Annotated in this window: 27 protein-coding genes, 1 pseudogene and 1 riboswitch; of the genes and pseudogenes, 19 read left to right on the top strand and 9 right to left on the bottom strand. The window is 62.1% G+C overall.

Annotation, left to right across the window (positions count from 1 at the left end):
* The first annotated feature begins 3 nt into the window (after positions 1–3).
* Positions 4–2,091: a hypothetical protein gene (locus tag NKJ08_RS28325; protein WP_352784438.1), complete on the top strand. Its 2,088-nt coding sequence runs from the start codon at positions 4–6 to the stop codon at positions 2,089–2,091.
* A gap of 202 nt (positions 2,092–2,293) precedes the next feature.
* Here the strand turns inward: NKJ08_RS28325 and clpS are convergent, their stop codons facing one another.
* From clpS to NKJ08_RS28310, 3 genes are all read right to left on the bottom strand, one after another.
* Complete coding sequence (gene clpS, locus NKJ08_RS28320) at positions 2,294–2,599, bottom strand: ATP-dependent Clp protease adapter ClpS (RefSeq protein ID WP_352523136.1); 306 nt, start codon at positions 2,597–2,599, stop codon at positions 2,294–2,296.
* A 253-nt stretch (positions 2,600–2,852) separates the two neighbouring features.
* The gene (locus NKJ08_RS28315; RefSeq protein ID WP_352523135.1) at positions 2,853–3,068 is read right to left on the bottom strand and encodes a hypothetical protein; all 216 of its coding nucleotides are present in this window, start codon (positions 3,066–3,068) and stop codon (positions 2,853–2,855) included.
* A gap of 37 nt (positions 3,069–3,105) precedes the next feature.
* Positions 3,106–3,450 (bottom strand): hypothetical protein, encoded by a 345-nt coding sequence (locus NKJ08_RS28310; protein ID WP_352523395.1) that lies wholly within the window; start codon positions 3,448–3,450, stop codon positions 3,106–3,108.
* Positions 3,451–3,687: 237 nt separating this feature from the next.
* On the opposite strand from NKJ08_RS28310, the gene NKJ08_RS28305 reads away from it, so the two are divergent.
* A complete protein-coding gene (locus NKJ08_RS28305; RefSeq protein WP_352523134.1) occupies positions 3,688–4,404 on the top strand; it encodes a response regulator in 717 nt (238 codons plus the stop codon).
* Entirely contained in the window at positions 4,401–5,810 is a 1,410-nt protein-coding gene (locus NKJ08_RS28300; RefSeq protein WP_352523133.1) for an ATP-binding protein, read from the top strand. Before NKJ08_RS28305 ends, NKJ08_RS28300 begins: the two co-directional genes overlap by 4 nt.
* Before the next feature lie 211 nt (positions 5,811–6,021).
* On the opposite strand, the gene choV is transcribed toward NKJ08_RS28300, so the two are convergent.
* From choV to NKJ08_RS28280, 4 genes are all read right to left on the bottom strand, one after another.
* The gene (choV, locus tag NKJ08_RS28295; protein ID WP_352523132.1) at positions 6,022–7,203 is read right to left on the bottom strand and encodes a choline ABC transporter ATP-binding protein; all 1,182 of its coding nucleotides are present in this window, start codon (positions 7,201–7,203) and stop codon (positions 6,022–6,024) included.
* Positions 7,200–8,054, bottom strand: a complete 855-nt coding sequence (gene choW / locus NKJ08_RS28290) for a choline ABC transporter permease subunit (RefSeq protein WP_352523131.1) — start codon at positions 8,052–8,054, stop codon at positions 7,200–7,202. The genes choV and choW overlap by 4 nt, the downstream gene beginning before the upstream one ends.
* Before the next feature lie 122 nt (positions 8,055–8,176).
* A complete protein-coding gene (gene choX / locus NKJ08_RS28285; RefSeq protein ID WP_352776666.1) occupies positions 8,177–9,112 on the bottom strand; it encodes a choline ABC transporter substrate-binding protein in 936 nt (311 codons plus the stop codon).
* A 15-nt stretch (positions 9,113–9,127) separates the two neighbouring features.
* A complete protein-coding gene (locus tag NKJ08_RS28280; RefSeq protein WP_352523129.1) occupies positions 9,128–9,256 on the bottom strand; it encodes a hypothetical protein in 129 nt (42 codons plus the stop codon).
* Positions 9,257–9,349: 93 nt separating this feature from the next.
* Between NKJ08_RS28280 and NKJ08_RS28275 the strand changes: the two genes are divergently transcribed.
* The 9 genes from NKJ08_RS28275 to NKJ08_RS28235 all read left to right on the top strand — a co-directional run bounded on the left by NKJ08_RS28275 (position 9,350) and on the right by NKJ08_RS28235 (position 19,986).
* Positions 9,350–9,961 carry a thymidine kinase gene (locus NKJ08_RS28275; protein ID WP_352523128.1) on the top strand — a complete coding sequence of 204 codons (612 nt, stop codon included), beginning with the start codon at positions 9,350–9,352 and terminating at the stop codon, positions 9,959–9,961.
* Positions 9,962–10,087: 126 nt separating this feature from the next.
* Positions 10,088–10,477, top strand: coding sequence for a c-type cytochrome (locus tag NKJ08_RS28270; protein ID WP_352523127.1), 390 nt, complete (start codon positions 10,088–10,090; stop codon positions 10,475–10,477).
* A 215-nt stretch (positions 10,478–10,692) separates the two neighbouring features.
* Positions 10,693–11,781: a hypothetical protein gene (locus NKJ08_RS28265; RefSeq protein ID WP_352523126.1), complete on the top strand. Its 1,089-nt coding sequence runs from the start codon at positions 10,693–10,695 to the stop codon at positions 11,779–11,781.
* Positions 11,782–11,816: 35 nt separating this feature from the next.
* Entirely contained in the window at positions 11,817–12,962 is a 1,146-nt protein-coding gene (locus NKJ08_RS28260; RefSeq protein ID WP_352523125.1) for a hypothetical protein, read from the top strand.
* A 24-nt stretch (positions 12,963–12,986) separates the two neighbouring features.
* A complete protein-coding gene (locus tag NKJ08_RS28255) occupies positions 12,987–14,897 on the top strand; it encodes an AAA family ATPase (RefSeq protein ID WP_352523124.1) in 1,911 nt (636 codons plus the stop codon).
* Positions 14,898–15,030: 133 nt separating this feature from the next.
* On the top strand, positions 15,031–15,447 hold the full coding sequence (locus NKJ08_RS28250; RefSeq protein ID WP_352523394.1) for an endonuclease domain-containing protein: 417 nt from the start codon (positions 15,031–15,033) through the stop codon (positions 15,445–15,447).
* Positions 15,448–15,556: 109 nt separating this feature from the next.
* Positions 15,557–16,861, top strand: coding sequence for a DUF6638 family protein (locus NKJ08_RS28245; RefSeq protein ID WP_352523123.1), 1,305 nt, complete (start codon positions 15,557–15,559; stop codon positions 16,859–16,861).
* Positions 16,862–16,875: 14 nt separating this feature from the next.
* Complete coding sequence (locus NKJ08_RS28240) at positions 16,876–18,000, top strand: DUF2333 family protein (protein ID WP_352523122.1); 1,125 nt, start codon at positions 16,876–16,878, stop codon at positions 17,998–18,000.
* Positions 18,001–18,306: 306 nt separating this feature from the next.
* Entirely contained in the window at positions 18,307–19,986 is a 1,680-nt protein-coding gene (locus NKJ08_RS28235) for a formate--tetrahydrofolate ligase (RefSeq protein ID WP_352523121.1), read from the top strand.
* Between the two features lie 72 nt (positions 19,987–20,058).
* Here NKJ08_RS28235 and NKJ08_RS28230 read toward each other — a convergent pair whose 3' ends face one another.
* The gene (locus NKJ08_RS28230) at positions 20,059–20,706 is read right to left on the bottom strand and encodes a cysteine hydrolase family protein (protein ID WP_352523120.1); all 648 of its coding nucleotides are present in this window, start codon (positions 20,704–20,706) and stop codon (positions 20,059–20,061) included.
* A gap of 126 nt (positions 20,707–20,832) precedes the next feature.
* Between NKJ08_RS28230 and NKJ08_RS28225 the strand changes: the two genes are divergently transcribed.
* The 3 genes from NKJ08_RS28225 to NKJ08_RS28215 all read left to right on the top strand — a co-directional run bounded on the left by NKJ08_RS28225 (position 20,833) and on the right by NKJ08_RS28215 (position 23,185).
* A complete protein-coding gene (locus NKJ08_RS28225) occupies positions 20,833–21,822 on the top strand; it encodes a helix-turn-helix domain-containing protein (protein WP_352523119.1) in 990 nt (329 codons plus the stop codon).
* A 371-nt stretch (positions 21,823–22,193) separates the two neighbouring features.
* A complete protein-coding gene (gene parS, locus NKJ08_RS28220) occupies positions 22,194–22,679 on the top strand; it encodes a type II RES/Xre toxin-antitoxin system antitoxin (RefSeq protein WP_352523118.1) in 486 nt (161 codons plus the stop codon).
* Entirely contained in the window at positions 22,676–23,185 is a 510-nt protein-coding gene (locus tag NKJ08_RS28215) for an RES family NAD+ phosphorylase (RefSeq protein ID WP_352523117.1), read from the top strand. The genes parS and NKJ08_RS28215 overlap by 4 nt, the downstream gene beginning before the upstream one ends.
* Before the next feature lie 57 nt (positions 23,186–23,242).
* Here NKJ08_RS28215 and NKJ08_RS28210 read toward each other — a convergent pair whose 3' ends face one another.
* Positions 23,243–23,800: a sugar O-acetyltransferase gene (locus NKJ08_RS28210; RefSeq protein WP_352523116.1), complete on the bottom strand. Its 558-nt coding sequence runs from the start codon at positions 23,798–23,800 to the stop codon at positions 23,243–23,245.
* Positions 23,801–23,919: 119 nt separating this feature from the next.
* Positions 23,920–23,980, top strand: a riboswitch (Fluoride riboswitch).
* Positions 23,981–24,056: 76 nt separating this feature from the next.
* Between NKJ08_RS28210 and NKJ08_RS28205 the strand changes: the two genes are divergently transcribed.
* The 4 genes and pseudogenes from NKJ08_RS28205 to NKJ08_RS28190 all read left to right on the top strand — a co-directional run.
* Positions 24,057–24,806 carry a COG4280 domain-containing protein gene (locus NKJ08_RS28205; protein WP_352523115.1) on the top strand — a complete coding sequence of 250 codons (750 nt, stop codon included), beginning with the start codon at positions 24,057–24,059 and terminating at the stop codon, positions 24,804–24,806.
* Positions 24,803–25,018 (top strand): hypothetical protein, encoded by a 216-nt coding sequence (locus NKJ08_RS28200; RefSeq protein WP_352523114.1) that lies wholly within the window; start codon positions 24,803–24,805, stop codon positions 25,016–25,018. The genes NKJ08_RS28205 and NKJ08_RS28200 overlap by 4 nt, the downstream gene beginning before the upstream one ends.
* A pseudogene (gene crcB / locus NKJ08_RS28195) lies at positions 25,015–25,388 on the top strand (fluoride efflux transporter CrcB). Before NKJ08_RS28200 ends, crcB begins: the two are co-directional and overlap by 4 nt.
* 186 nt (positions 25,389–25,574) lie before the next feature.
* Positions 25,575–25,895, top strand: a 321-nt coding sequence (locus NKJ08_RS28190; protein ID WP_352784425.1) for a DUF4126 domain-containing protein, incomplete at its 3' end; no start/stop codon positions are given.

The following is a 25,895-nucleotide window of genomic DNA, read 5'->3' as shown; positions in this document are numbered from 1 at the left end:
ACCATGAACTGGTCGCTCGCCTTCGAACCGCTCACCACCTGGCCGCTACTCGCCGTGGTTCTGGTGCCGCTGCTGCTGCTGGCGCTGGTCGGCCTTTGGTTTCGCCAGCGCGGCGCGATCTTCCGCCTGGCAGCCCTGATTGCCCTGACCGCGGCGCTGCTCAATCCGGTGTTCCTCGACGAAGAACGCGAGCCGCTGAAAAGCATCGTCGCCGTCGTCGTCGACCGCAGCCAGAGCCAGGATATCGGCGACCGCACCAAGCAGACCGACGCGGCGTTGGCCGGGCTGCAGCAGCGGCTCGGCCGCTTCAAGCAGTTCGACGTCCGTGTCGTCGAAGCCGGCAAGTCCGAAGCCGCCGACGAGCGCACCGAGACGCGGTTGTTTTCCTCGCTCGAAAATGCTTTCCGCGACGTGCCGCCGTCGCGTATCGGCGGCGCCATCATGGTCACCGATGGCGAGGTGCATGACGCGCCGCCCGGCGCACCCGACTTCAACGCGCCGCTGCATGCGCTGATTACCGGCAACGACCATGAAAAGGACCGCCGCATCCGCTTCGAGAACGCGCCGCGCTTCGGCCTCGTCGGCAAGCCGCTCGACATGACCTATCGCGTCATCGCCACCAACAACGAAACCGGCCCGGTCGATGTCCGCGTATCGGTGAACGGCGAGCAGGTATCGGTCGAGCACGCCAACATAGGCCAGGCGATGCCGCTGCAGGTGACCATTCCCAGCGCCGGGCGCAACATCGTCGAACTCGCCATCGACCACGAGCCGGGCGAACTCACCGACACCAACAACCGCACCATCGCGCTGATCGACGGCATCCGCGAAAATCTGCGCGTGCTGCTCGTTTCCGGCGAACCGCATGCCGGCGAGCGCACCTGGCGCAATTTGCTGAAATCCGACGCTTCGGTCGACCTCGTGCACTTCACCATCCTGCGCCCACCGGAAAAGCAGGACGGCACGCCGATCAACGAATTGTCGCTGATCGCCTTCCCGACCCGCGAGCTGTTCGTCGAGAAGATCAAGGATTTCGACCTGATCATCTTCGACCGCTATCAGCACCGCGACGTGCTGCCGATCCTCTATTACGATTACATCTCCGAATATGTCGAAAAAGGCGGCGCGCTGCTGATCGCGGCAGGCCCCGAATATGCCGGCGAAAGCTCGATCGCCCGCACGCCGCTGATGTCGGCGCTGCCGGCAATGCCGACCGGCGAGGTCATCGACAAGGCGTTCTACCCACGTCTCACCGATACCGGCCAGCGTCATCCGGTCACGCGCGGGCTCGATGGCTCCGCGACCGAGCCGCCGCACTGGAGCCGCTGGTTCCGAACCATCGGCGTCGAGAACCCCGAGGGCGAGGTGGTGATGAAGGGCGCTGACAACCGGCCGCTGCTGCTGCTCGACCGCAAGGGCGAAGGTCGCGTCGGCATGCTTCTGTCCGACCAGGGCTGGCTGTGGGCGCGCGGCTTCGAGGGTGGCGGCCCGCATGTCCAGCTCTACCGGCGTATCGCCCACTGGCTGATGAAGGAGCCTGAGCTCGAAGAGGAGCGGCTGACCGCCGACGGCCGCGGCATGGTGCTGGAAATCCGCCGCCAGACGATGAGCGACGACCCCGGCCCGGCGCAAGTCATTACGCCATCCGGCAAGGCGCTGATCGTCAGGCTCGAGAAATCCGAACCAGGCGTCTTCCTCGGCAGTGTCGAGACCAGCGAAATCGGTCTCTATCAGGTCGGCAATGGCGACCTGACCGCATTGGCCCATGTCGGGCCGGTCAACGCGCCGGAATTCACCGACGTCGTCTCCACCGAGACCCGGCTGAAACCACCGGCTGAGGCAACCGGCGGCAGCGTTCGCCGGCTGGCGCCGGCCTCGGCACTTGGCAATCTCACCAGCACGGTCACGCTGCCCTCTATCGTCCCAGTGCGTTCCTCGGGCGCGGCTTCCGGCAATGACTGGATCGGCCTGCGCACCACCGACGACAGCGTGCTCAAGGCCGTCTCGCGCGTGCCGCTGTTTGGCGGCTTCCTCGGCCTCGGCCTGCTGCTTCTGGCAATGGGCTCGATGTGGTACCGCGAAGGGCGGTAGCACCTCTTAACTTCTCCCCTGTCGGGCCCGAAGGGCGGGCGAGCCCCGTGACTCGCCCGGGTGGTGGATTGGCGCGCAGCGCCAAGATGGTTTAGCGGGGTGCTGGACGAAAGGGTAGCTGCCAAGCTCGAGCACCCTCATCCGACCGAGCTTCGCTCGGCCACCTTCTCCCACAAGGGGAGAAGGAAGAAAGCGAACCGCTCTACTCCTCCGGCTCCGTCGTGAACATCAGCGGGTAGCCCTTGGCCTTGCCGGCATCGGTTGCCCGCGCCGCCTTGGTCTCTGCGACATCCCTGGTGAAGACGGCGACGACGCAGACGCCGCGCCGGTGCGCGGTGATCATTACCCTATGCGCCTGGTCTTCACTGAGCTTGAACTCGGCCTTCAGCACCGTCACGACGAACTCGCGCGGTGTGAAATCGTCATTGACCAGGATCACCTTGTAGAGCTTCGGCCGTTCGACCTTCGGCTTCGTGCTGGTACCGGGTTTTGTCGTGATTTCAGGCATCGGACCAGCAATTGCATGCGACAGCTTTGCGGTCATTTTGGCATGGGCAACAGCGGTCGTCCATTCAACCGCACGCGATCGGTTTCCCGGCCGTGCAGTTCACAAGTCCGTGCCTATGTGGGAACTGCCGGCTGGCGTTCAACGGGCGAGTGGGCCGGGAACGCCGTACTGTCTCGCACGCAACAAAAAGACGACCGCTCCAGGCAAATCGCAACTGGAGCGGTCTTCTCTTGGGGTAAAAGATGTCGCTTGATCAGGCCTTCGGAGCTGCCTTGACCGCGTGCTTCTTGTGCTTCTTGACGGTCTTCTTGGCAGCGACCTTCTTCACGGCCTTGGCCGGCGCAGTCGTCGTTGTGGTCGTCGCAGCCGGGGTGGTGGTAGCAGCATTGGCGCTGCTGGCGCCGAGAACCGGCATCGAGAAGGCCAGCGCGATGGCGAGACCGAGGGCGGAGAGGAGGGACTTTTTCATGGCTTCACTTCCTTTTTTGTGCAGATCGGATTGAGTGTCACTGAACGGGATCGATCGGTGTCACTCCAAGCAGCTTCAAAGCGTTCGCGAGCGTCCGGATTCCCTGTGCCTGTTTCTTGTTGGCGCAGAACCGGTTTCCCTTTCTTTGAAGTGCTTTCGCCGCGGTGACCTGCGTTGCCGCGGCATGGGTTTCGAGGGCTTCGTCAAACTGGCGGTTCAGATCGATGCAACGCTCGCTGCGGGTGGTCGCCACCTTTGCATCGGCCGCCTTTGCATTGGCCACCTTCGCATCGGCCAGCTTTGCATCGGCTTGTTCGACCGCGGCCGTGACGAGCGAAATGGAAAGCAACGCACCCATCAGACTGATCGAGAACCTTTGCATTGGTCTGTCCGTAATCCCGTAACGCGTGTCGCAGCCGATGATCTGACCGCCACGGCACCACTTATGCCTTTGATTTTTTTCGGCAGTTTTTCCGGATTGTAGAATTTTGTTTCTGGATTGTTTCTGGGCAGCCCGGATCGAGCCACCGATCTCCACTGGCCAACTTATGGCCTGAATTCTATCGTCTGGCTGACGGCCGAAGCACGGCTTGGGCGATCCACAAATGACAGGTTCCTTGTGAAATCCGACCCCCACATACTGATCGTCGACGACGACAAGGGCATTCGCGACCTGCTTCAGGAGTTTTTCCAGAAGCGGGGGCTGCACACGCTGGTTGCCGCCGACGGCATCGAGATGGAAACCATCCTGCGCCGCGCCCAGGTCGATCTTATCGTTCTGGACGTCATGCTGCCCGGCAAGAGCGGGCTGGAACTCTGCCGCGAGCTGCGCACCAATTATTCCACGCCGATCATCATGCTGACCGCGGTCACCGAGACCACCGACCGCGTGGTTGGCCTGGAGATGGGCGCCGACGACTACGTGCCGAAACCCTTCGATCCGCGCGAGCTGCTCGCACGCATCCGTGCCGTCTTGAGACGCAATGGCGCCGCCGAGCCGCGACGCGCCGCCTCGCGGCAGATCTACCATTTCGCCGGCTGGACGATGGACTGTTCGCGCCGCCGGCTGATGGCGCCCGGCGATGTCAGGATCGAGCTGACGATGGCCGAGTTCAATCTCCTGCAGACCTTCGTCAAGAGCGCGCAGCGCGTACTGAGCCGCGAGCAGCTGATCGAGCTGTCCGGCGGCGACAGCGGCTACAGCTTCGACCGCAGCGTCGACATTCTGGTCAGCCGGCTGCGGCGCAAGATGGAGGACGACCCGAAAACGCCGAAGTTGATCCTGACTGTGCGCAGCGGCGGCTATCAGTTCCTGCCTGAGACGACCTCCGAATGAGACGCATCCTGCCGCAAACGCTGCCGGTCTGGGTGCTGCTCATCGTCATCGCCGGCCTGCTGATCAGCCAGATCGCGACCCTCTACATCGTTTCGCGCGACCGTGCCGCCGCCAATGACGTCGTCGATCTCTACCGGCTGAACGACCGCGCCTTCTCGCTGGTACAGCTGATGCATGACGCCACCCCCGAACAGCGCAAGGCGACGGCCTCCGGCCTGTTCAACGCCACTTACGCGCTCACCGTCTCCGGCACGCCCGCTGTTACTTCGTCGATAGCCGGCGACGACGAGCTGGCCGAATTGGAGGACATATTGGTCGGCCGGCTATCGAAGTTCGGCATCACCGACGCGCGGGTCCGCCGCGATCCGGCAACGCACGAAGCCGACGCTCCCGGTGGGACGGTCGCCGGCCCCGATATCGGCCAGGTCGAGCGCGACCTGCTGGTGCTGGCGGCCGATTTCGCCCAGAGCGACAAGCTGACCGCTTCGCTTCGCTTTGCCGACGGCCAATGGCTGAACTTCACCGAGCCGAACACACCGGCCGGACCGATACTGAGCTTCGATAGCCTGCCGCTCTATGCCTTGATCGCCGGGCTGGTGGTGGCTTCCTCGATCTGGTCGCTGCGCCGGCTGACGGCGCCCTACCGGATGATGGAGACCGCGGTGAAGCGGATCGGCGAGGACGTGAAAAGCCCGCCGATCGCCGAGAGCGGCAGCCGCGAGGTGCGTACCGCGGCAAAGGCGGTCAATGCCATGCAGGCGAGGCTGCGCGCCTACGTCGAGGACCGCGAGCATCTTGCGGCCGCACTGGCGCACGACCTGCGCACGCCGCTGACCAGGATGCGGCTGCGCCTCGAACTGCTGAGGAATTCGTCCGTCCGCGCCGCACTGGCGCACGACCTCGCCGACATCGAAGGCATTGCCAGCTCGGTCATCGACTTCGCCACCTTCGAAGTGACCGAGGAAAAGAGCGAGAGGATCGATTTCTGGTCGCTGGTGGAATCGATCGCCGACGGCTTCGACGAGGTCTCCTTCGACAATGACGACGCGCGCTCGCGCGGCCTGATCTGCATGGCGCGGCCGGTCGCGCTCCGGCGCTGCGTCACCAACCTCGTCCAGAACGCCGTGACCTATGGCAAGAGGGCGCATCTCAGCCTGCGTCAATCAGGCAAGACAATCACGCTGGCGATCCATGACGAAGGGCCGGGCATACCGCAAGCCGAGCTCGACGCCGTGTTCGGCTCGTTCGTGCGCCTGGAACAGTCGCGCAACCGTCAGACCGGCGGCCTCGGCCTCGGCCTGACCATAGCCCGCAACATCGCCCGCGCCGCCGGCGGTGAAGTCAGCCTGTCCAACCATCCCGATGGCGGCCTGTTGACGGAACTGAGATTGCCGCTGGCGGTTTAGCTTGCGGTATCGGGCTAAGCCGGCGTTCCTTCGCGCCCCCCCTCTGCCCTGCCGGGCATCTCCCCCACGTGGGGGAGATTGGCAGTTTCGCTGACGGCGACTTTTCTTTGAAGTTTGGAGTGGCGAAACCGGCCATGACAGCCAATTTCCTCCTTGTGGGGAGATGTCCGGCAGGACAGAGGCGGACGCGACCAAGCTCGGCCTTGTTTTTCTAGCGCCGCAACACTGCGCTCAGAACGTCCCTGACGCCGATCGCGCCGACGAAGCGCGACTGGTCGTCGAACAGCGCAACGGGTGCGGTCTGCGAACGGTGCATGGCCAGCATCACGGTCTTCAGCGAAGTGCCGGGATTGGCCCAGAACACCTGCGCCGTCTCCTCCGGCTGGGCCTCGACATCGGCGCAGGAGACCCACACCGCCGGCTTGCCGTCGCGCTCGGCCGCTGCCACCAACCCATGCTCGTCGATCTTGAAGCGTGTCGTCTTGCGCCGATCGAGCCACACCCAGCCGTCCTCTCCGTGCTCGAGGTCGCGACGGTCGCGCATGACGTTCCAGGCGGTCAGCACCGAAAGCGGGTTCACATTGGCGATGAAGTCGCGGACATAGTCGTTGGCAGGCCGCAGCACGATGTCTTCCGGCGCACCGGTCTGCACGATGCGCCCGCCCTCCATGATGGTGATGTGAGTGCCGATCTTCAGCGCCTCCTCGAGATCGTGGCTGACGAAGATGATGGTCTTCTTCAGCTCGGCCTGAAGCTGCAGCAGCTCGTCCTGCAGCTTGGTCCGGATCAGCGGATCGAGTGCCGAGAACGGCTCGTCCATCAACAGGATCGGCGCCTCGGTGGCGAAGGCGCGCGCCAGGCCGACGCGCTGCTGCATGCCGCCGGAAAGCTCATGCGCGTATTTCTTCGACCACTGGTCGAGATGAACCAGCTTCAGCTGTTTGGTCACCCGCTTCTTGCGCTCGGCTTCAGGCACGCCGGCGAGCTCGAGGCCGAGGCCGACATTTTCCTCCACTGTGCGCCACGGCAGCAGGCCGAACTGCTGAAACACCATCGCCACCTGTTTCTGCCGCAACCGCCGAAGCGTCGCCTCGTCGCAGGTGACAACGTCGACCGTGCCGTCGCCGTCCTTGACCAGCACCTGGCCGCGCGAGACCACGTTCAGCCGGTTGACGGCTCTGAGCAGCGTCGATTTGCCGGAGCCGGAAAGCCCCATCAGCACCGAGATCTCACCCTCATGCACGGTGAGGCTGGCGCCGGCGCAGCCCAGCACGTTGCCGGTCTGTTCGAGGATCTCGGCGCGAGTGGCGCCGCTGTCGATCAGCGCCAGCGAGCCTGCCTGGTCGGCGCCGAAGACGATGTCGACATTTCTGAAATCGACGGCGACGGTCATTTCTTGCCTCCCACGCCGATGCGCGTCATTCGGTCGAGCACGATGGCGAGCACGACGATGGCCAGCCCTGCCTCAAGCCCGAGGTCGATTTTCCTGGAACCCAACGCGCGGTTGATCTCGGTGCCGAGGCCGCCGGCGCCGATGAGAGCGGCGAACACCACCATCGACAGCGACAGCATGATCGACTGGGTCAAGCCGGCCATGATGGTGGGCAGCGCCGAAGGCAATTCGACCTTCCACAGCAGTTGGCGCCTGGTGGCACCGAAGGCCTCGCCGGCCTCGATGATCGATTTCGGCACCGAGGTGACGCCGAGATGGGTGAGACGGACCGAGGTCGGGATGACGAAGATGATGGTGACGATGAGGCCGGGAGCGTTGCCGAGCCCGAACAATGTCAGCACCGGGATCAGGTAGACGAAGGTCGGTAGCGTCTGCATCAGGTCGAGCACCGGCAGCATGATGCGGTAGACCTTCGGCTTGTGCGCGGCCCAGATGCCGAGCGGCACGCCGATGGCCATCGAGGTGGCGGCGGCGGCAACCACCAGCACCAGCGTCTCCACCGTCTGCTTCCACAGGTTCTGGTTGAGGATGAACAGCAGTCCGAGGAAGACGGCCAATGCCAGCCCCTTCGAACGCTGCAGGGCATAGGCGAGCAATGCGATCAGCGCGATGAGCAGGACGGGCGGCAACAGAAGAAGTCCGTCGACCATCCCGTCGAGCAGGAAATTTAGACCATTGGAAAAGGCCCTCAGGACGGTGTTGAAATTGTCGGTGAGGAAGGTGAAGAAGGCCTTTCCCCAAGCGCCTACGGGGATCTTGTAGCTGACCAGGAATTTTGAAATCGGATCCATCTTCCCCTCTTCTGTCGGCGCGCCATCCTAGCCGGACGGTCATCTTGTCACAGCACATGAAAAAGGGCAGCCTTTTAAGATGGCTGCCCTTCTTGGTTGGTTACCTTGAATTCAAAGCCGGCTCAGCTCCCGAGCGCAGTTTTGACGGCTGCCGCGGCGTCGCCGCCATCGAAAGTGGTCACGCCGGCAATCCAGGGCGTGACCGCGTCCGGGTGCTTCTTCAGCCAGTCGCCCGCTGCCGTGTTGGCATCGGCGCCCTTGATGATTGCGTCCATTATCTCGCCTTCCATGTCCAGATTGAACTTCAGATTGGCGATGAACTTTCCGGCATTCGGGCACTCGGTGGTGTAGCCCTTGCGCACGTTAGTATGCACGGTGGCGGCGCCGAAGCCGCTGTCGCCCATGCCGCCGAGATATGTGATCTTCATGGCGCCCATCACCGGATGCGGCGTCCAGCCGAGGAAGGCGATCCATTCGTTGTTTTTCATCGCCTGGTCGGCTTGGGTAAGCATGCCAGCTTCCGAGGATTCAACCAACTCAAACCCTGCGAGATTGTCTTCCGGCTTGGCGATCATATCGAGGATGATCTTGTTTCCGTCATTGCCGGCTTCGATGCCGTAGATCTTGCCGTCGAACTTGTCCTTGAATTTGCCGAGGTCGGTCAGCGTCTTGACGCCGGCATCCGCGACATAGGTCGGCACCACTAGGCCATAGCCGGCTCCCGCCAAATTCTCGCTGATGGTCTCGACAGATCCGTCAGCGGTGAATGGCTGGATGATGCTGGCCATCGACGGCATCCAGTTGCCGAGGAAAACATCGACGTCTTTGTTCTTGAGCGATTCGTAGGTTACCGGCACGCCAAGCTGGATGACCTTCGGCTCATAACCAAGTGCGGTGAGCAGCACCGAGGCTATGCCGGTTGTCGCCTGGATGTCGGTCCAGCCGACATCGGACATGCGCACCGTCTTGCAGCTTTCCGCATCGCCGGCGAAGGCCCCAGTCGTGGATAGAAAAGCCGCCAGGCCGAGACCGGCGACGAATGAATTCATGCGCGACATAGAAATTCTCCCATTTCAGTTCTCGGTGAAGCGAAGTGGCGGTTTTATCTCCACCTTTGTTCCGTCAGCCAAACACCATTCTGCTGCGGTTTCAAGCACTAAGGCAATCACGAACAACGGCGCAGGCTGGCCGATCAGCGACACGCCCGCCGCTTTACGGATGGAAGTCGTCTTTTCCCGGTGGAATGTAGGCGCTCCCCCTCCCCGCTTTGTTGCAACTCGGCTTAAAAGGACGGCATGGCCAAGCTGTACTTCCATTATGCGACGATGAATGCCGGCAAGACGACGATGCTGTTGCAGGCCTCGTACAATTACCGCGAGCGCGGCATGACGACGATGCTGTTCATCGCCGGCCACTACCGCAAGGGCGATACCGGGCTGATCTCGTCGCGCATCGGCCTGGAGACGGAGGCCGAGATGTTCCGCGACGGCGACGATCTGTTTGCCCGGGTCGCCGAGCATCACGACCACGCCACGGTGCATTGCGTCTTCGTCGACGAGGCGCAGTTCCTCGAAGAGGATCAGGTCTGGCAACTCGCCCGCATCGCCGACCGGCTGAACATCCCGGTCATGTGCTATGGCCTGCGCACCGATTTCCAGGGCAAGCTGTTTTCCGGCTCGCGCGCCCTGCTGGCGATATCAGACGACCTGCGCGAGGTGCGCACCATCTGCCGTTGCGGCCGCAAGGCGACGATGGTGGTCCGCCTCGGCGCCGACGGCAAGGTGGCGAAACAGGGCGAACAGGTGACGATCGGCAAGGACGTCTATGTCTCACTCTGCCGCCGCCATTGGGAAGAGGAAATGGGCCGCGCCATGCCCGACGATTTCATCGGCTTCATCAAAACCTGACCAGCGCGTTGCTTCCATCCGACCGCCCAGCCGACATTCGTTCGGCAATCGCGCCATCGTGCGGCGCTTGTTAAGGCCTGCTTCCTATTTTCAAAACCTCTCAGCCAGAGCCGTCGGGGAGTTCCCATGCTTCGAGCCATCTCATCTGCAACTGCTTTCCTCATCGTCGGCGCTCTTGCCGCGCATGCCGACGGCGATGCCGCTCTCGGCAAGAAGGTCTTCAACAGATGCATGGCCTGTCACGAGGCAACGAGCGACCGCGACAAGGTCGGCCCGCATCTGCTGGGTGTCGTCGGCCGCACCGCCGGCACCGCGGACAGTTATCTCAGCCGCTACTCGCAGGGGATGAAGGACGCCGGCGCCGCCGGCCTGGTCTGGGACGAAATAAACCTTGCCGAATACCTGCGCGCGCCGCGGCAGAAGGTCCCCGGCAATAAAATGGCCTTCTCCGGCCTGACCAGCGACGACGACATCGCCAATGTCATCGCCTACCTCAAGGCCGATCCCAAGCCCTGAGCGTCGCTCCCGACCTAAAGTCCAGCCGCGGTTGAAGCGGTGTCTGACCGGACGGCAGTTACACCGTAATCATTGCCTGACTATCCTGCGGTCGGCCTCCTGAAATTCTTTTGTTTTCCTGTAATCCCATGTCTTCCGTCTTTCATTCGCCAAACGCGGCACATATATTCGCGGCGGTTTGCGAAACGAAACCGATGCCGAAGCGGGAGGCCCCAATGGCGACATTGCAGAATTTCGATGCCGAGATTGCCAAGACCAAGCAGGTCGTGCAGGACATGCGCACCAAGATCGAGCAGTCCGGTACTGTGCTCGAGACGCTCGCCACCGCCGACAAGAAGATCGGCGACGCCAATTTCGACATCGAGAATGCCCGCATTGAGGATGTGCTGAAGCAGCAGAAGGTGATGGAAGGCAATATCGCCGACCTGATCATCGGCCTCGAGGACGCCACCAACGTCTTCGGCGCCGAATTCGAGAGCATGAAGAACTACACCGGCTGGGAGAACTTCGTCGGCGTCTTCTCCAGCCAGCGCAAGCAGCGCATGCGCACCGACCGCGTCCGCAACATGTCGCTGGCCGGCAATTTGCAGGAGCTGCTGGCGAAATCGGACACCATCGTCGGCATTCTCAAGGCGCAGAAGCAGGTTCTCGATACGCGCTACAAGACCTCCGAAGCCAGCCTGTCGCAGGTGATCGAGCGCCGCAAGACCACGATGACCAACCTCGAGACCGTGCAGAAGCGCATCGAGCAGCTCAACCCGATGCTGCTTGACATCGAGAACAAGATCGCCGCCTCGACCAGCCAGAAGGAGCGCACGCAGCTTGAAGGCGAGCGCTCGAAACTGGCCACGGAATACAACGAGAAGCAGGCCAAGGAGCAAGAATTGCTCGCCGAAAGCCAGACGCTGGAGCGCTACACCTCGATGTTCCAGACGTTCGTCGATTCGCTCAACAACCAGATCGCGGCGCAGTCGACGCTGATCAACAAGCTGACCATCGATACCGAGCAGCGCATCGTGCTGTACAAGGCGCTCGAAGATTCGCTGAAGACCGCCGCCCAGCAGGATGTCGCCCACAAGATCAACACGCTGGGCAGCCAGGTCGACAACACCGCCGAAGAGACCATGGCCGGCATTGGTGCTGCCTCGCAGAAGCACATTGGCGATCTGCTTGAAATGCACGAGAAGAACATGGTCGCCACCGCCGACATCCAGCGCCGCAAGAAGCTCGCCGACGATGCCTTCGCCCGCCGCTTCGACGATGTGATGAAGAAGCACAATTCGGCAAATTACGTGCAGTCGTAATTGCTGCACGTGCACTGCTCCCAAGGGCTGGCAGCATGACTCCCGAAAACGAAGCGGCGGCGCGCTATTTCTCAGCGATCGCGGCGGCACTTGGCGGCCTCGAAGTGTTCATGCGCGACGATCGCTCGCCGCTCTACCGGCATGGCATCGTCGCCAAGGTCGTCGCCGAATATATTGCGCGGCTCGACAAGTCGTTCTCATGCTGGCGCAATCGGCTGGGTTTTGCCGAGACGTTCCGCATCTCGCGCGCCGAGAGCGGCTTTCCGGTCTTCCAGAACCTGCTGGAGTTGGAAAACGACCGCCTCCAGGCCGACAGCCGTCTCGCCGTCATCCCGTTGGCCAGCGAGTTGCGCGAGGAAATGGCCGACTTCATCCTGCGCCACAAGGAATTCCCCGAAGCGTTGCAGAAGTCGATGGCCGAGCGGCTTTATCTCGAAGACGTCAAGAGCGGGACCACCTTCGGCCCGTTCACGCTGGCGCAGACGGCTAAGGTTTCAGTCAATCCGAAGACATTGCGGCCCTATTATCTGGTCCACTGGGCCTGCTTCGACGGCAGCGCCAACCTGCCGCTGGTCTACATGGCGACGGTCGAGGATTCCTCCGACGACATGATCCGGCAGCTGGTCGACAGCAGCGGCAAGCTTAATGAGAGGGTCGACATTCCGCTGCCGGTCGACGGGCTGCTCAATCCCGAGCTCGCCCACCGTTTCGACGATTTCACCGAGAAGAATTCCGCCTACACGCTGTCGCCGGCGACGATCGCGGTCAACCTCGACAAGGATTTCGAGTCGCTGCATCCCAAGCAGCTGCGTCGCGTTGTGCTCGGCCCGTTTTATTCTGCAGGGATTACCGACAACAATTCGACGGTGAGCGAAGTCCTGGCCAAGGTGCGCAAGCCGGAAAACGCCTGGCTGCTGACCTGGACCATCCAGGAGGTCTTTTCCAAGGCCGAGAAGCCCGGCCGTAAGGGGCTGTTTTCGAGCGAGAAGACAACGCAGGAATTCTTCATCAATACCGACGATCTCGAGGCCGCACGCCAGGGCGTGTCGAGCTATGAGAATCACGCGCTGATCCCGCACGAGGCCTATCAGGCGCTTTACGCCGCCGGCGAGGCGCAGAAGATCTTTTCGGGCTACAAGGTCCACATCCTGTCCAAAGGGCAGGTCATCAGCGACGTCTGACCGTCAAATCGCGGAGCTCCCCTTATGGACACCGGCCTGACCACGATCTCCGAAGCGGCAATCGAGAAGCACCGCGCCACGGCGCAGAGCTTCATCACCCGCATTGTCGTGCTGGAAGACCCGTCGCGCGAATCCGGCACCGCGCTCGCCGGCACCAACCGCCGCTTCGTCTCGACCGTTTCGGTCGGCTCGGTTCGTCGCACCCGCGAAGTCGAGCTCGCCAAAACCGTCGCCGCCGTCCATCCCAACGACCAATTGCTGACCATCCCGCAGCACACGCTGTTATTTCGCGCCCGGCGTGGGCTGGCGATTGCGCTGGCCATATCCGATGTCTTTGCCGAAGGCTCGGACCTCGAAAGCCTGCAGGCGAAAAACACCCGCGCGCCGCTCGAAGGCGAGGAAGCCGCCACTTTCAAGAAGCTGCTGTCGGCCTCTGCCTACATCTCCGCCTTCAGCCTCGCCTCCTATCTGTTCCAGCTGATCGACAGCGACGGCGAGGCGCCGAACGACACGCCCGAGCCGGACTTTTTGTTCGACACGCCGCAGGATGCGGTGAAGTCGATCGTGGCCGGCCTCGACAGGGCGATATCAGGCTCAAAGGACGACGCCGACCTGATGACCCGTGCCCGCGCCTTCGCCCGCGCTGCCATCGACGGGCTGCTGGCGCGAAAGGGCCGCTTCGACGGCATCGGCCCGTTCGAGAACGCCCATATCCGCATCGACGTCGACGATTTTACCCTTGATGGTTTCGACGTCGCCCCCGGCAAGCGGGCAAAGCCGCTGGTGATGACGTTCAAAAAACCGGAAGAGGTCGTCGGCAACCACATCGCCAAATACCAGTCGGTCAAGCTGGCCAAGATGCTGATGGCCTACGACTTCGAGCGCGAGCTGAACCCCTTCGTCGAGCTTGGCGGCTTCCTGTTCACCTTCATCGGCGACGGCGCGCCCGGCACCGGCAAGACGACGCTGATCCAGATGATCGCGGGCCTGCTCAACGGCTACTGCCAGGTCGCCGGCTATCCCTTTGCTTACGAGAATTTCGGTGTCGACCAGATCTCCTCCTACCAGGGCAAGTCCGGCCAGAATTGCCGCCAGTTTATCAACAATGTGCTGAACCCGCGCGTCATCGGCTTCGGCACCATCGACGATATCGACCAGGTGGCGGCACGCCGGTCCGACGATCGCGCCTCGGCCGGCCAGCAGGAAATCACCGGTGTCTTGATGGACGCGTTTGCCGGCGCGGCCACCGTCGTGCGCGGCAATTGCTCGTTCGGCATGTTTTCCAACTATCCCGAGAACGTCGACGACGCGTTGCGCCAGCGCGCCGGCGCCCGCTGGCTGGTCGACGGCCCGCAGAGCCGCGACGATTATATCGACATCTTCGTTCTGCTCGCCGGCAAGAACCACAAGATCCCGCTCGGCGACCACAAGCTCTATGCCGCTCAGGAAATCCAGCGCGCGGTGATGGAGGCCTATGAGGAGCATGAGAAGCCGCAGGAAGACGGGTTGATGAAGGTCTATGAGCGCTACATGAAGGAGAACGGCGCGCCGAAGTCGATGGCCGATATCGGCACCTATCTGCACTTGATCAAGGATGCCGAGCCGCGTTTCACCGGACGCGCCATCAAGAACGTCACCGATGCGATCAAGATGCGCGCCATGGACATCGAATTGCCCGACGAGTGGTTCGAAAAGCCGGAAGCCTTCATGCACAAGGGTTACGACGACAAGAGAGCGATGATCGAGGAACTGCGCGGGCCGTTCTCGATGGACATGGTCATGCAGGAGATCAACCGCTACGCGGATTCCGAATTCCGCTATTCCGACAAATCCGACGATGCGGCGGTGACCAAGCTGATCCGCGACACCCGCCTGCGCGACCGTGCGGTCCGCGAGATCGAGGAGATGAAGAAGAAGGGGCTGTGGAATGGGTGAGGTTCTTCCTTCTCCCCGGATGCCACTGGTGCAATGGATAAGCTCGCACAGCAACGCTGAAAGACCTGGCCCAGACGCTGACGCCCCCTCTCCCCGTTCTTCACGGGGAGAGGGTAAGGGTGAGGGGCAGCGCATGCGTGGGCCAGAAATCGAGACGACCAAGCGAGCAAGGCGCCTGCGTCAATCCGACAATGATGCGGAAACCGCGCTCTGGATGGAACTGCGCGACCGCAGGCTGAACGGCTATAAATTCGTGCGGCAGTTCCCGATAGGGTCTTACTTTGCCGACTTCGCCTGGAGAGACTGTCAGCTTGTCGTCGAAGTCGATGGAAGTCAGCATATCGGCAGCAAATATGATCGAGCCCGAGATCGCTTCATCGTCTCGAATGGCTGGTCCATCCTGCGCTTTTGGAACGTCGATGTATTGAAGGACCGGGAAGAAGTGCTTGAAACAGTGTTGGCTGCGATCGAAGGACGCCTCGAACGCCATATCGAAACGCATGATCTTCGATTTGTCGCCGCCAAAGGCTATGGAGAGACATGTCCTTGACCGTTCGCGCCGCCCCTCACCCTTACCCTCTCCCCGTTCTTCACGGGGAGAGGGGGGCGTCAGCGTTGGCGCTTCGTCCTTCGGCTGAAATTCCTTCGGTGCCGTCAACATGACCCCCACCAAGAAACCCGATCTGCTGCGCGACAACGAGCTGATCTACGGCCGGCTGCTGACGGTCGACGAGCCGCATCTCATCCAGCGCTATAACAAGGCGATGGTCGCCTTCGGCCTGAAGCCGACCAAGCTGAAAAGCTTCGAGATCGACCGCACCGGCTTCTCGCCGCAGGTCGCCGAGGAATGCGGCGACTACAGCTATCTCGATCCCAACGAGGTCAACCGCCGCTTCATCATCCTGACGCCGTCGCAGATCGACCTGCCGGTGGTGCACACGGCATTCTCCAACACCTCGCTGCTGATGTTCGAATTCATGTCGAAGAACCAGCGCGCCATCGATGCACTGACGATCAAGGACGTCATCTACGGCGAGATCGAGGATTCGGTCCCCAAGGTCGACGACATCGAGGATCTGCTGTCGATCAACCAGGTTGAGTTCAAGGTGTTGTCGGCCGAGGACGTGCTGGGCAAGGCCGCCGAACTCGGCAAGCTGGTCGACCGGCTGAAGCAGGAACCGGATGCCTGGCGCGACAACGCCATGCTGGCCCGCATGGTCGAGCTTGCGAAGGTCTGCGGCGACATCCGCGAGAACGCGCTTGTGCCGGACCAGGTGATCTTCCGCCACAATGCCTATTGGACCAGCCATTTCGGCGGGCTCTATGTGTTCGTCGATCCGGACGTGACGACGGTGATCAGCGACCCGTCAGCGCCCGGCTTCCGCCGCTCGCGGCCATGGCAGGTGAGCTACCTCTCGATCCACGACGCCGACAAGGTTTTCAAGTTCCTCGCCTCGACCGGCCGCATCGAGCTGCCGCGCGCCTCATGGATCGAAACCTCAGGCTATCTCGAACATCGCGCCGAAATGGTGGTGCGCGCGCTGATCCGCGACACCGAGCCCGACCGCAATCTGACCGACGTCGACAAGGTCTGGCTGCAGACCTGGATCCACGGCCATGCCGATCTGATCACCAAGGACAGCAATTTTCCTTTCCTCAACGCCGCCAAGCGCGAGATCGCCCAGCTCGGCCATCTCAAGATCGAGGATGTGTTCCCGCAGCAGCGCTTCCTGGTGATCCGCGCCAAACCGGACCATCCCGACGCCTGGCTGACCAACCAGCTGATCTCTGATTTCGTGCCGCAGGACTTCGTCTCGCGTTACGTCTTCAACAAGCCGGGCTTCTACAGGGATTATGACGGCTTCAGCGATGCCTGGCGATCGCATGTTGTGGACGTTCTGAAAACCACATATTTGAAGGACAAGGTGGCGTTTCGCACACGCCTTTACGGCTTGACTGACTGAGGGGTGACATCGCCATGCTTGATCCGATCGTGAATTTCTTCACCCGGATTTTCCAGTGGATTGGCCGCGGCATCGGCCTGCTCATCGGTGCGATCCTGTGGCCGTTCCTGTGGGCGGGGCGCTGGTACACGCAACGCGGCTGGATCCTGAAGGCGGTGCTCGGCCTGGCTGTGCTCGTGTTGATCGGCCTCTATGTCAATTTCTTCTACGCCACCCAGTGGTGGAACAATTTCGACCCGAATTACGTGGACAAATACACCTTCGAAAAACGCAACAGCTCCGCCGGTGAACAGCTTTCCGCCGGTGCCGGCACCGATACGGCCAAGACCTGCGGAAACTCAGGCATTGCCCAGGTGGCGGCCGACCTGACCGACTTCAACGTCAACCAGAATGCCTGGGTGTCGTCGATGATCCTCTACAAACTCGGCCTGTTCGGCATCGACTGGGACCACACGCCGTTCATGGACAACAAGGCCTCGTTCCAGCGCGGCATCAACCAGGCGGTGCGGCGCACGGCCACCGAGCTCGCCGATAATCTCGGCCGTGTCCGCACCACTTCGCAGATCGACGCCGACCTGCAGGATGCCCGCGGCAATCTGCAGTTCGACGAGGAAACCTGGTACTTCGGCTTGAACCCGTTCGGTCCCAAGACACCGACGCCGAGCTACTATCGCGACGCGGTGCGCAAGCTGCGTTCCTTCAACGCCCGGCTGGCAGCCTGCCAGGCGACGTTCGACGCCCGCGCCGACAATCTCAAGCAGTATATCGACCGCATCTCGTCCGACATCGGCTCGACCTCGGCGATCCTCAAGGAGCGCGCCGAAAACCACAATAATGGCTGGTTCGACACCCGCGCCGACGACCGCTTCTGGTTCGCCTATGGCCAGCTCTATGCCTATTACGGGCTGATGAAGGGCGCGCAGGCCGATTTCGAGGACGTCATCAAGGAAAAGCACCTGCAGAACCTGTGGGACACCATGGACTCCCAGTTCGTCTCGGCGCTGCGCATCCAGCCCTTCATCATCGCCAATGGCCGCGAGGACGGCTGGCTGTTGCCAACGCATCTGACGACGATGGGCTTTTACGTGCTCAGAGTGCGCTCGAACATGGTCGAGATCAGCAACGTGCTGACGCAGTAGCGAATCGTTCCGCACAGCCGGCGCTGGTGAATTTGCGCCGTTGCTTCTGTCGTTTTTCGCGTATTACGCGGCTGTTTTGAGACGGCGGAACGGCGCCTGCTCTGGCTTCTATACGGCGCGGCAACCGGCGCGAAAAGAACCTGTAGCAGGGCACCCGGCTGCGGAAATATTTTCTTCGTAGGAAACATAGTTGCATGAAAGTTGACGCCGCGGCAGGGACAAGGGTAGAACATGCCCGCGCCTGCAGTGCCGAGCTGTTCTTGCGACCACACTAGTCAAATCCGTCCAATCCAGAGGGAAGCCGTCATGGCCGAAGTGAAGTCCGACATCGAGATCGCGCGCGGCGCCAGGAAGAAGCAGATCCAGGAGATCGGCCAGAAGATCGGCATTCCGAGTGAGCATCTGCTGCCCTACGGCCACGACAAGGCGAAGATCTCGGCCGAGTTCATCAAATCGGTGAAGGGCAACAAGGACGGCAAGCTGATCCTCGTCACCGCCATCAACCCGACGCCGGCCGGCGAAGGCAAGACGACGACGACGGTGGGCCTCGGTGACGGTCTCAACCGCATTGGCAAAAAGGCCATCGTCTGCATCCGCGAAGCCTCGCTCGGACCGAATTTCGGCGTCAAGGGCGGCGCCGCCGGCGGCGGCTATGCACAGGTGGTGCCGATGGAGGACATGAACCTCCACTTCACCGGCGATTTCCATGCCATCACCACCGCGCATAATCTGCTGTCCGCGCTGATCGACAATCACATCTACTGGGGCAACGAGCTCGGCATCGATACCCGCCGCGTCGTCTGGCGCCGCGTCATGGACATGAACGACCGGGCGCTGCGCGAGATCATCTGTTCGCTCGGCGGCGTCGCCAACGGCTTCCCGCGCGAAGCCGGTTTCGACATCACCGTCGCCTCGGAAGTAATGGCTATCCTGTGTCTCTCGACCGATCTGAAGGATCTCGAAAAGCGCCTCGGCGACATCATCATCGCCTATCGCCGCGACAAGTCGCCGGTCTATGCCCGCGACCTCAAGGCCGACGGCGCCATGGCCGTGCTCTTGAAGGACGCCATGCAGCCCAACCTCGTGCAGACGCTGGAGAACAACCCGGCCTTCGTCCATGGCGGCCCCTTTGCCAACATCGCGCATGGCTGCAACTCCGTCGTCGCCACCACGACGGCGCTGAAGCTTGCCGACTATGTCGTTACCGAAGCCGGTTTCGGCGCCGATCTTGGTGCCGAGAAATTCTTCGACATCAAATGCCGCAAAGCCGGTCTGAAGCCAGCGGCGGCGGTCATCGTTGCGACGGTTCGCGCCATGAAGATGAACGGCGGCGTCAAGAAGGAAGATCTCGGCAAGGAGAACGTCGAGGCGGTCAAGAAGGGCTGCGCCAATCTCGGCCGCCACATCGAGAACATCCGCCAGTTCGGCGTGCCGGCCGTGGTCGCCATCAACCATTTCTATTCCGACACCGATGCCGAAATCCAGGCGATGAAGGCCTATGTCGCCTCGATGGGCGAAGAGGCGATCCTGTGCAAGCACTGGGCTCAGGGATCGGCCGGCATCGAGGAACTCGCCAACAAGGTCGTGGCGCTGGCCGAATCCGGTGCATCGCAATTTGCCCCGCTCTATCCCGACGCCATGCCGCTGTTCGAGAAGATCAACACCATCGTCCAGCGCATCTATCGCGGTTCCGAAGCGATCGCCGACAAATCGGTGCGCGACCAGCTCCACGCCTGGGAGCACGCCGGCTACGGCCACCTGCCGGTCTGCATGGCCAAGACGCAATATTCCTTCTCGACCGACCCGAATCTGCGTGGCGCGCCGACCGGCCACACCGTGCCGGTGCGCGAAGTCCGGCTGTCTGCCGGCGCCGGCTTCGTCGTCATCATCTGCGGCGAGGTCATGACCATGCCCGGCCTGCCCAAAGCGCCGTCCTCGGAAAAGATTTTCCTGAACGAAATGGGCCAGATCGAAGGCCTGTTCTAAGGATAATCAACGCTCGAACGGCAAAGGGCGCCGCAACGCTGCAGCGCCCTTCTGCCTGTTCGCAATAGTCTCCTACGCCGCGCTTCGCGCCAGTGCGCGCTGGTTGGAGGCATAGGGTGTATCGTGCTTCGGCACCGCGCCGGTCTTCAGGCAGTCGATCCATTCGGCTGTCTTGAGAACGGCCGCGAAGCGCGACTGCAGGACGATCGTCACGACGCGGTGGATTTCCTCCGCCGAGGCGTAGCCGGCGCTGTTGGCGTAGGGCAACGACCCCGTTGCGTCCGCCAGGAACTCCACCTCAAAACCCATATGCACGGCGTGGATGACCGTCGACAGATCGCAATTATGCGTCATGTAGCCGACGACTGTGATCGTATCGATAGCGTTGGCGCGCAGCCACTCCTCGAGATCCGTGCCGGTGAAGGCGCTCGGCAAGTTCTTTTCGATGTAGTGGTCGCGGCTTCGCCTGGCGATTTCCGGGTGCAACTCGGCGCCATGGCTGCCCTTGGCGAAGACCGGTGAGGTTTCCGGTGCCAACTGCTTGATAACCACCACCTTGACGCCTGCCTCGGTGGCCGCGTCCATCGCTCGCGCTACATTGACGACGCTCTCGCGGAACGGCGGATGCTGGATGGCGAGGTTGCCGCCGTCATAATCGTTCTGAACGTCGATGACGATGAGGGCGCGGCGTGGAGCTTTGCCTTTGGCTGGTTCCAACATGGGTTTTCCTTTCTCGTTGGCATTGATGGGTGAAGGATAAGCTCGGCGCAGGATCGCAAAAAGTGTCCCGATTGACATTGTTCGAAAGAATTAGGACAATCGGGTCCTATTCCTGTTGGTGCTTCCATGACCGATCCTGTCGTCGCCGCCATCGCCTTCGATGGCATCAGCCCGTTTCATCTCTCCGTGCCATGCCTCGTGTTCGGCGCGGACCGCACGTCGCTCGGCCTGCCGCGATTCGACTTCCGGGTCTGCGCGATTGAGGACGGGCCGATCCGCACCGATGCCGGACTGACCATCAGCGTCCCGCATGGGCTTTCCGCGCTCGATGACGCCGACATCGTCATCGTGCCGAGTTGGAAGGATCTCGGGATCTCACCGCCGACGACACTGATTGAGGCGTTGCTTGGCGCGCACGAGCGCGGCGCGCTGATCGTCGGGCTGTGCCTTGGCACGTTTGCTGTCGCGGCAACCGGACTGCTTACGGGGCGGCGAGCAGCGACGCACTGGGCCTACGCGGATCAGCTGCAGGCACTCTATCCCGACATTCTCGTCGAACCGGAAGTGCTCTACATTGACAATGGCGATGTCGTGACATCCGCCGGCGTCGCCGCCGGGCTCGACTGCTGCCTGCACGTCGTACGGGCTCGTTATGGCGCGGAGGCAGCGCTTCGCCTCGCCCGGCAGATCGTGCTTTCTCCGCATCGGCAGGGCGGGCAGGCGCAATTCATAGAACGCCCCATCGCCAGGACCGACAATGCGGACCGCTTCACCCAGGCTCTCGAAACGGTGCGCAAAACCCTGGGTGATCCGCACGGTCTGGACAGCGTTGCCGGTCTCGCCGGCCTTACCCGCCGGACGTTCACGCGCCGCTTCCAAAAAACGATCGGCACCAGTTTCGGCGACTGGCTGACCGACCAGCGCGTCCAGCTGGCGCAGCGGCTGCTGGAAGCAACGGAAAAATCGATGGACACGATTGCCTTCGAGGCCGGCTTCGGCAGCGCCACCTCGCTGCGCCAGCATTTCGCGGCGCGGCTCAGGACCTCGCCCGTGCAGTACCGGCGCGAGTTCTCGAAGAGCGCTGAGGGCGAGCGCGTGGCGCACACGCCAAGGTGAGATTTGACTGGCGCCGGCTCTCGATCCCAGGCAATCGCTTCAAGTTTGCACTGCCCCTCATTGCCCTACCGGGCATTTCTCCCCGTATAGTGACGGGGAGAAAGACGCCTTCGCGAACGATTTCGCCAATCTCCAGCGTTGCAGGAAGGGTGCGGAGGTCGCGGCCGGCCCCTTCTCCCCGTCACTTTACGGGGAGAAGATGCCGGCAGGCAGATGAGGGGCGGCGCCGACGTCGAATTGCCATCTAGCCCGAGTTGTAGGCTATTTTTTCTCTTGAAGGGATTGCTTTGCCTCGATCCTGCCCGTCATTGAAATAGTTCGCGTCACGTGTCATATATGAAAGCGACAGATGACGCAAAGAGGCAACCCCCATGGCAATGGCATTGGAGAAGGCCGCTGCAAAGGCAGGCGGCAGCGACCTGCAGAAGGTGGCCAGGCTGCTCGGCGGCGCCCGCATTCTGTCACGACAGCTCGGCAGCGCTTTGGATGCCCATGAGTTGCTTCTGCACGGCCTGCCGGCTTCGGCGCTGGACCATCTCATTGGGCAACTCGTCTTCATCCAGAAGACCGATTCGCTCGAGAAGGCGGTCGGCATGAGCCTGCGCACCTATCAGCGCCGCAAGGATGTCCCCTCCAAGCCTCTCAATCAGGATCAGAGCGGACGAACCTGGAAGTTCGCGGAGATCCTGTCGAAAGCGACCGACGTGTTCGGTTCGCAGGCGGAAGCTGAGCAATGGCTGGAGCGCCCGGCGATCGGGCTCGACCAGCGCCGCCCAATCGATCTCCTGGCGACGCCGGCGGGTGTCGAGCTTGTAGAAGACTATCTCGAGCGGCTTGAATATGGCGTCTATGCATGACGCCCCTGCCGGCAGCGCTTGGTGGCTCCGATCTCATCGGATGGCGCCTCGATCAGGCCGCGTTTGCGTCTACATGGGACAGCGGCGAGGGCGCATACAGGGTCGGCGGACGCTGGAACAGCAAGGGCGTGCGCGCGGTCTACTGCTCGATCGATCCTTCGACTGCGATCTTAGAAGTTGCCGTCCATAAGGGCTTCAGGGCGCTCGACACGATAGCGCATGTTATGACGGCAGCGATCGTCAGCGATGTCACGGATGTGCATATCGTCGACCCCGCCGCCGTGCCCAACCCCAATTGGCTGCGCCCGGGCATTCCGAGCTCCGGGCAGCAGGCGTTCGGCGACGGTCTTCTACAACGACACCGGTTCGTGGTGATTCCGAGCGCCGTATCGCACTATAGCTGGAACCTGATCTTCGACGCGAGCGTCGCCAGAGGGGCATACGCCATGAAGATTCAGGAGGCGTTTGCGCTCGACACGCGATTGCATCCACCTCCGGCCAAGTGACACCAGCTGCTTTCCTATCGGGACGAGGACATGACCTCCTACCGGAGCAAAGGATGCTCAGCCGCGCCTGATTGGCCGCGCCGGATTGCCGACGACAGTAGTGTTCGCCGCCACATTGCGCGTCACCACCGCACCTGCGCCGACGATGGCGCCGTCGCCGATCCTGACTCCGCCGAGGATGATGGCATTGCCGCCGATCCAGGCGTGCTCGCCGATCTCGATCGGCCTGGCGATCTCCAGACCCGCCTGCCGCCCAGCCGCCTCCTTGTGGTGCTCGGCGCAGTAGATCTGCACATTGGGGCCAAGCAACGTGCCGCTGCCGATGCGGACTGACGCGGTATCGAGGACGGTGCAGCCGGCATTGAGGAAGACGCGGCCGCCGAGAAAGATGTTGAAGCCGTAGGCGCAGTGGAACGGCGCCTCGATCCGAGCGCCCGCGCCCGCAGCGCCGAGCAGCGTCCGCAAGGCAGGCCCGATATCGCCGCGCTGCCGGGGTGGCAGGCTGTTGTGCTCGAACACCGCGTCGCGTGCCGTGATCCGCAGCGTCTCCAGTTCCGGATCGAGGCAGCAATACCACTCGCCCGCCGCCATTTTCGCGCGTTCGCTTCCGGCCATGGCCGCCTCCAGTCTCCAGGAATCCGTCATTGGTTTCGCCGCGAGCGATGACCAGCACCTTTTTGTGAAGCATTTTGACGAACTGCAATTTTGACGAACTGCAAAGATGCACTAGGTTACAGGCCGATGGGGATGGAGTCCCCCAATAACCGCCGCAAGGCTGATGACTCCTACCGGGCGCTCTGCGTCGGTAGGAGCATGTCGAACCTCCCGACCTTCCAGAGCTGTGTGTTTCTTGAACCCTGGAAGGGGCTGGATGTTCACTTGGACAACCATTGCACCTGCGGTCAGTGCAGCTTTTCTCGCTTCACTTGTTGAAGTGGTCGAGGCATTCACAATCGTGCTAGCGGTCGGAGTGGTTCGAGGCTGGCGCCCTGCGGTCATTGGCGCCGGCGCCGCGCTGGCATTGCTTGCACTTCTTGTTCTAACGCTGGGGCCGCTGCTCGATCGCGTTCCCCTTCACGCATTGCAGTTAGTCATCGGCGTGCTGTTGCTTCTGTTCGGCCTCCGGTGGCTGCGCAAAGCTATTCTACGTGCCGCCGGCGTTCTCGCTCTCCATGATGAGGTGAAGGCGTTTGCTGAGGAGGAGGCTCAACTGCGCGAGGCAAGGCGCAGTCCGGAAGCCCATCTCGGCTGGCTTGCAGGAATGACGGCGTTCAAAGCCGTGGTTCTGGAGGGGCTGGAGGTGGTATTCATTGTCATCGCGGTCGGAGCAGGCCGAGGCCTCCTGTTGCCTGCGGCTATCGGTGCACTGGCTGCCTGCGTCCTAGTGTTGGCAATAGGCGTCGTTATTCATCGACCGCTCGCGCAAGTACCCGAAAACACCCTTAAGTTCGGTGTTGGCGTCATGCTTTCGGCATTTGGAGTATTCTGGACCGGCGAAGGTCTCGGCATTGATTGGCCGGGGCATGATCTTGCCATTCTTGCCTTTGTGGCAATCTTTCTGACCGTCGGGCTGCTTACGATCAAGCTGGTCGCCCGCCCGGCCGTGGCGAGGGTTTCATGAAAATGTTCATCCTGATCCTGCACGAACTGGTTGGCATGTTCATTGACGACGAGTTTCTAGCTTTTGCCGTGCTCGGGCTCGTTGCGGCTATGGCAGCGCTTGCGAAATGGACTGCCACGCCGCCGCTCGTCCTGGGGAGCGTGCTTTTGGGCGGGAGCGTCATCATAGTTGTCTGCAGTGCACTAATAGCCAGTCGAAAGCGCCGTCCGTGAATTATCTGATCGTCTTCTTCGGTGCCGGTTTAGGCGGCGCATTCCGTCTTGGCGTCAACACACCGACGTTGAAGCTTTTCGGCATGAGTTTCCCATTCGGGACGCTGGCCGTGAATGTGCTTGGTTTCTTCGCTATGGGTTCGATCGCAGAATACTGGGCCATCAAGGCTGGCTACCACAGGCAACGCGGCTGTTCGTGACGACGGGCGTGCTGGGAGGGTTCACAACCTTCTCGACATTTTCCCTCGACACCGTCCTCCTGGCGGAGCGCGGCGATGCTGCCTTGGCGATTCTGTACGTTGTCTCCTCCCTTGCCCTATCGATCGGCGGGTTGTTTGCTGGACTGTTAGCGGTGCGTCTGCTCGTCTGAGTGGCGATGCGTTGAATAGGCAAGCATGGCGCCCGAGTAATCGCGGCTGGTCCGGCGTTCACTGCCAAGTGAAGCTGCGCGAGGTGCCGAGTGATTCTGCGCTACACCACCTCTGGTCAAACGCCGATCCTATGCTAGCTTGCCCTCGCGGACCTGTCCCGGACCCGGTGATCGAGGGCATCAACCATGCTTTACGGGCTTACACTTCTGATCGGTGTCGTTGCCGGGCTGCGCGCCATGGCCGCACCCGCCGCTGTCGCCTGGGGCGCCTGGCTTGGCTGGTTGCCGGTCGCCGGCACCTGGGCGAGTTTCATGGGCCACTGGATCGCCGTCGGCATCTTCACCATCCTGGCCATCGCCGAACTGGTCACCGACCAACTGCCGTCGACGCCGAGCCGCAAGGTGCCGCAGCAATTCGGCGCGCGCGTCGTCTTGGGCGCTTTCACCGGCGCGGTGATCGGCGCGACCATCGGCGCCGCCATCGGCGGCCTGATCGCCGGCGCCATC

Origin of the sequence: Mesorhizobium sp. M0244 (genome assembly GCF_040321795.1) — a bacterium.
GTDB lineage: Bacteria > Pseudomonadota > Alphaproteobacteria > Rhizobiales > Rhizobiaceae > Mesorhizobium.
Note: the sequence above shows the minus strand (reverse complement) of the source record. Positions and strands in the feature narration are given on the sequence as shown.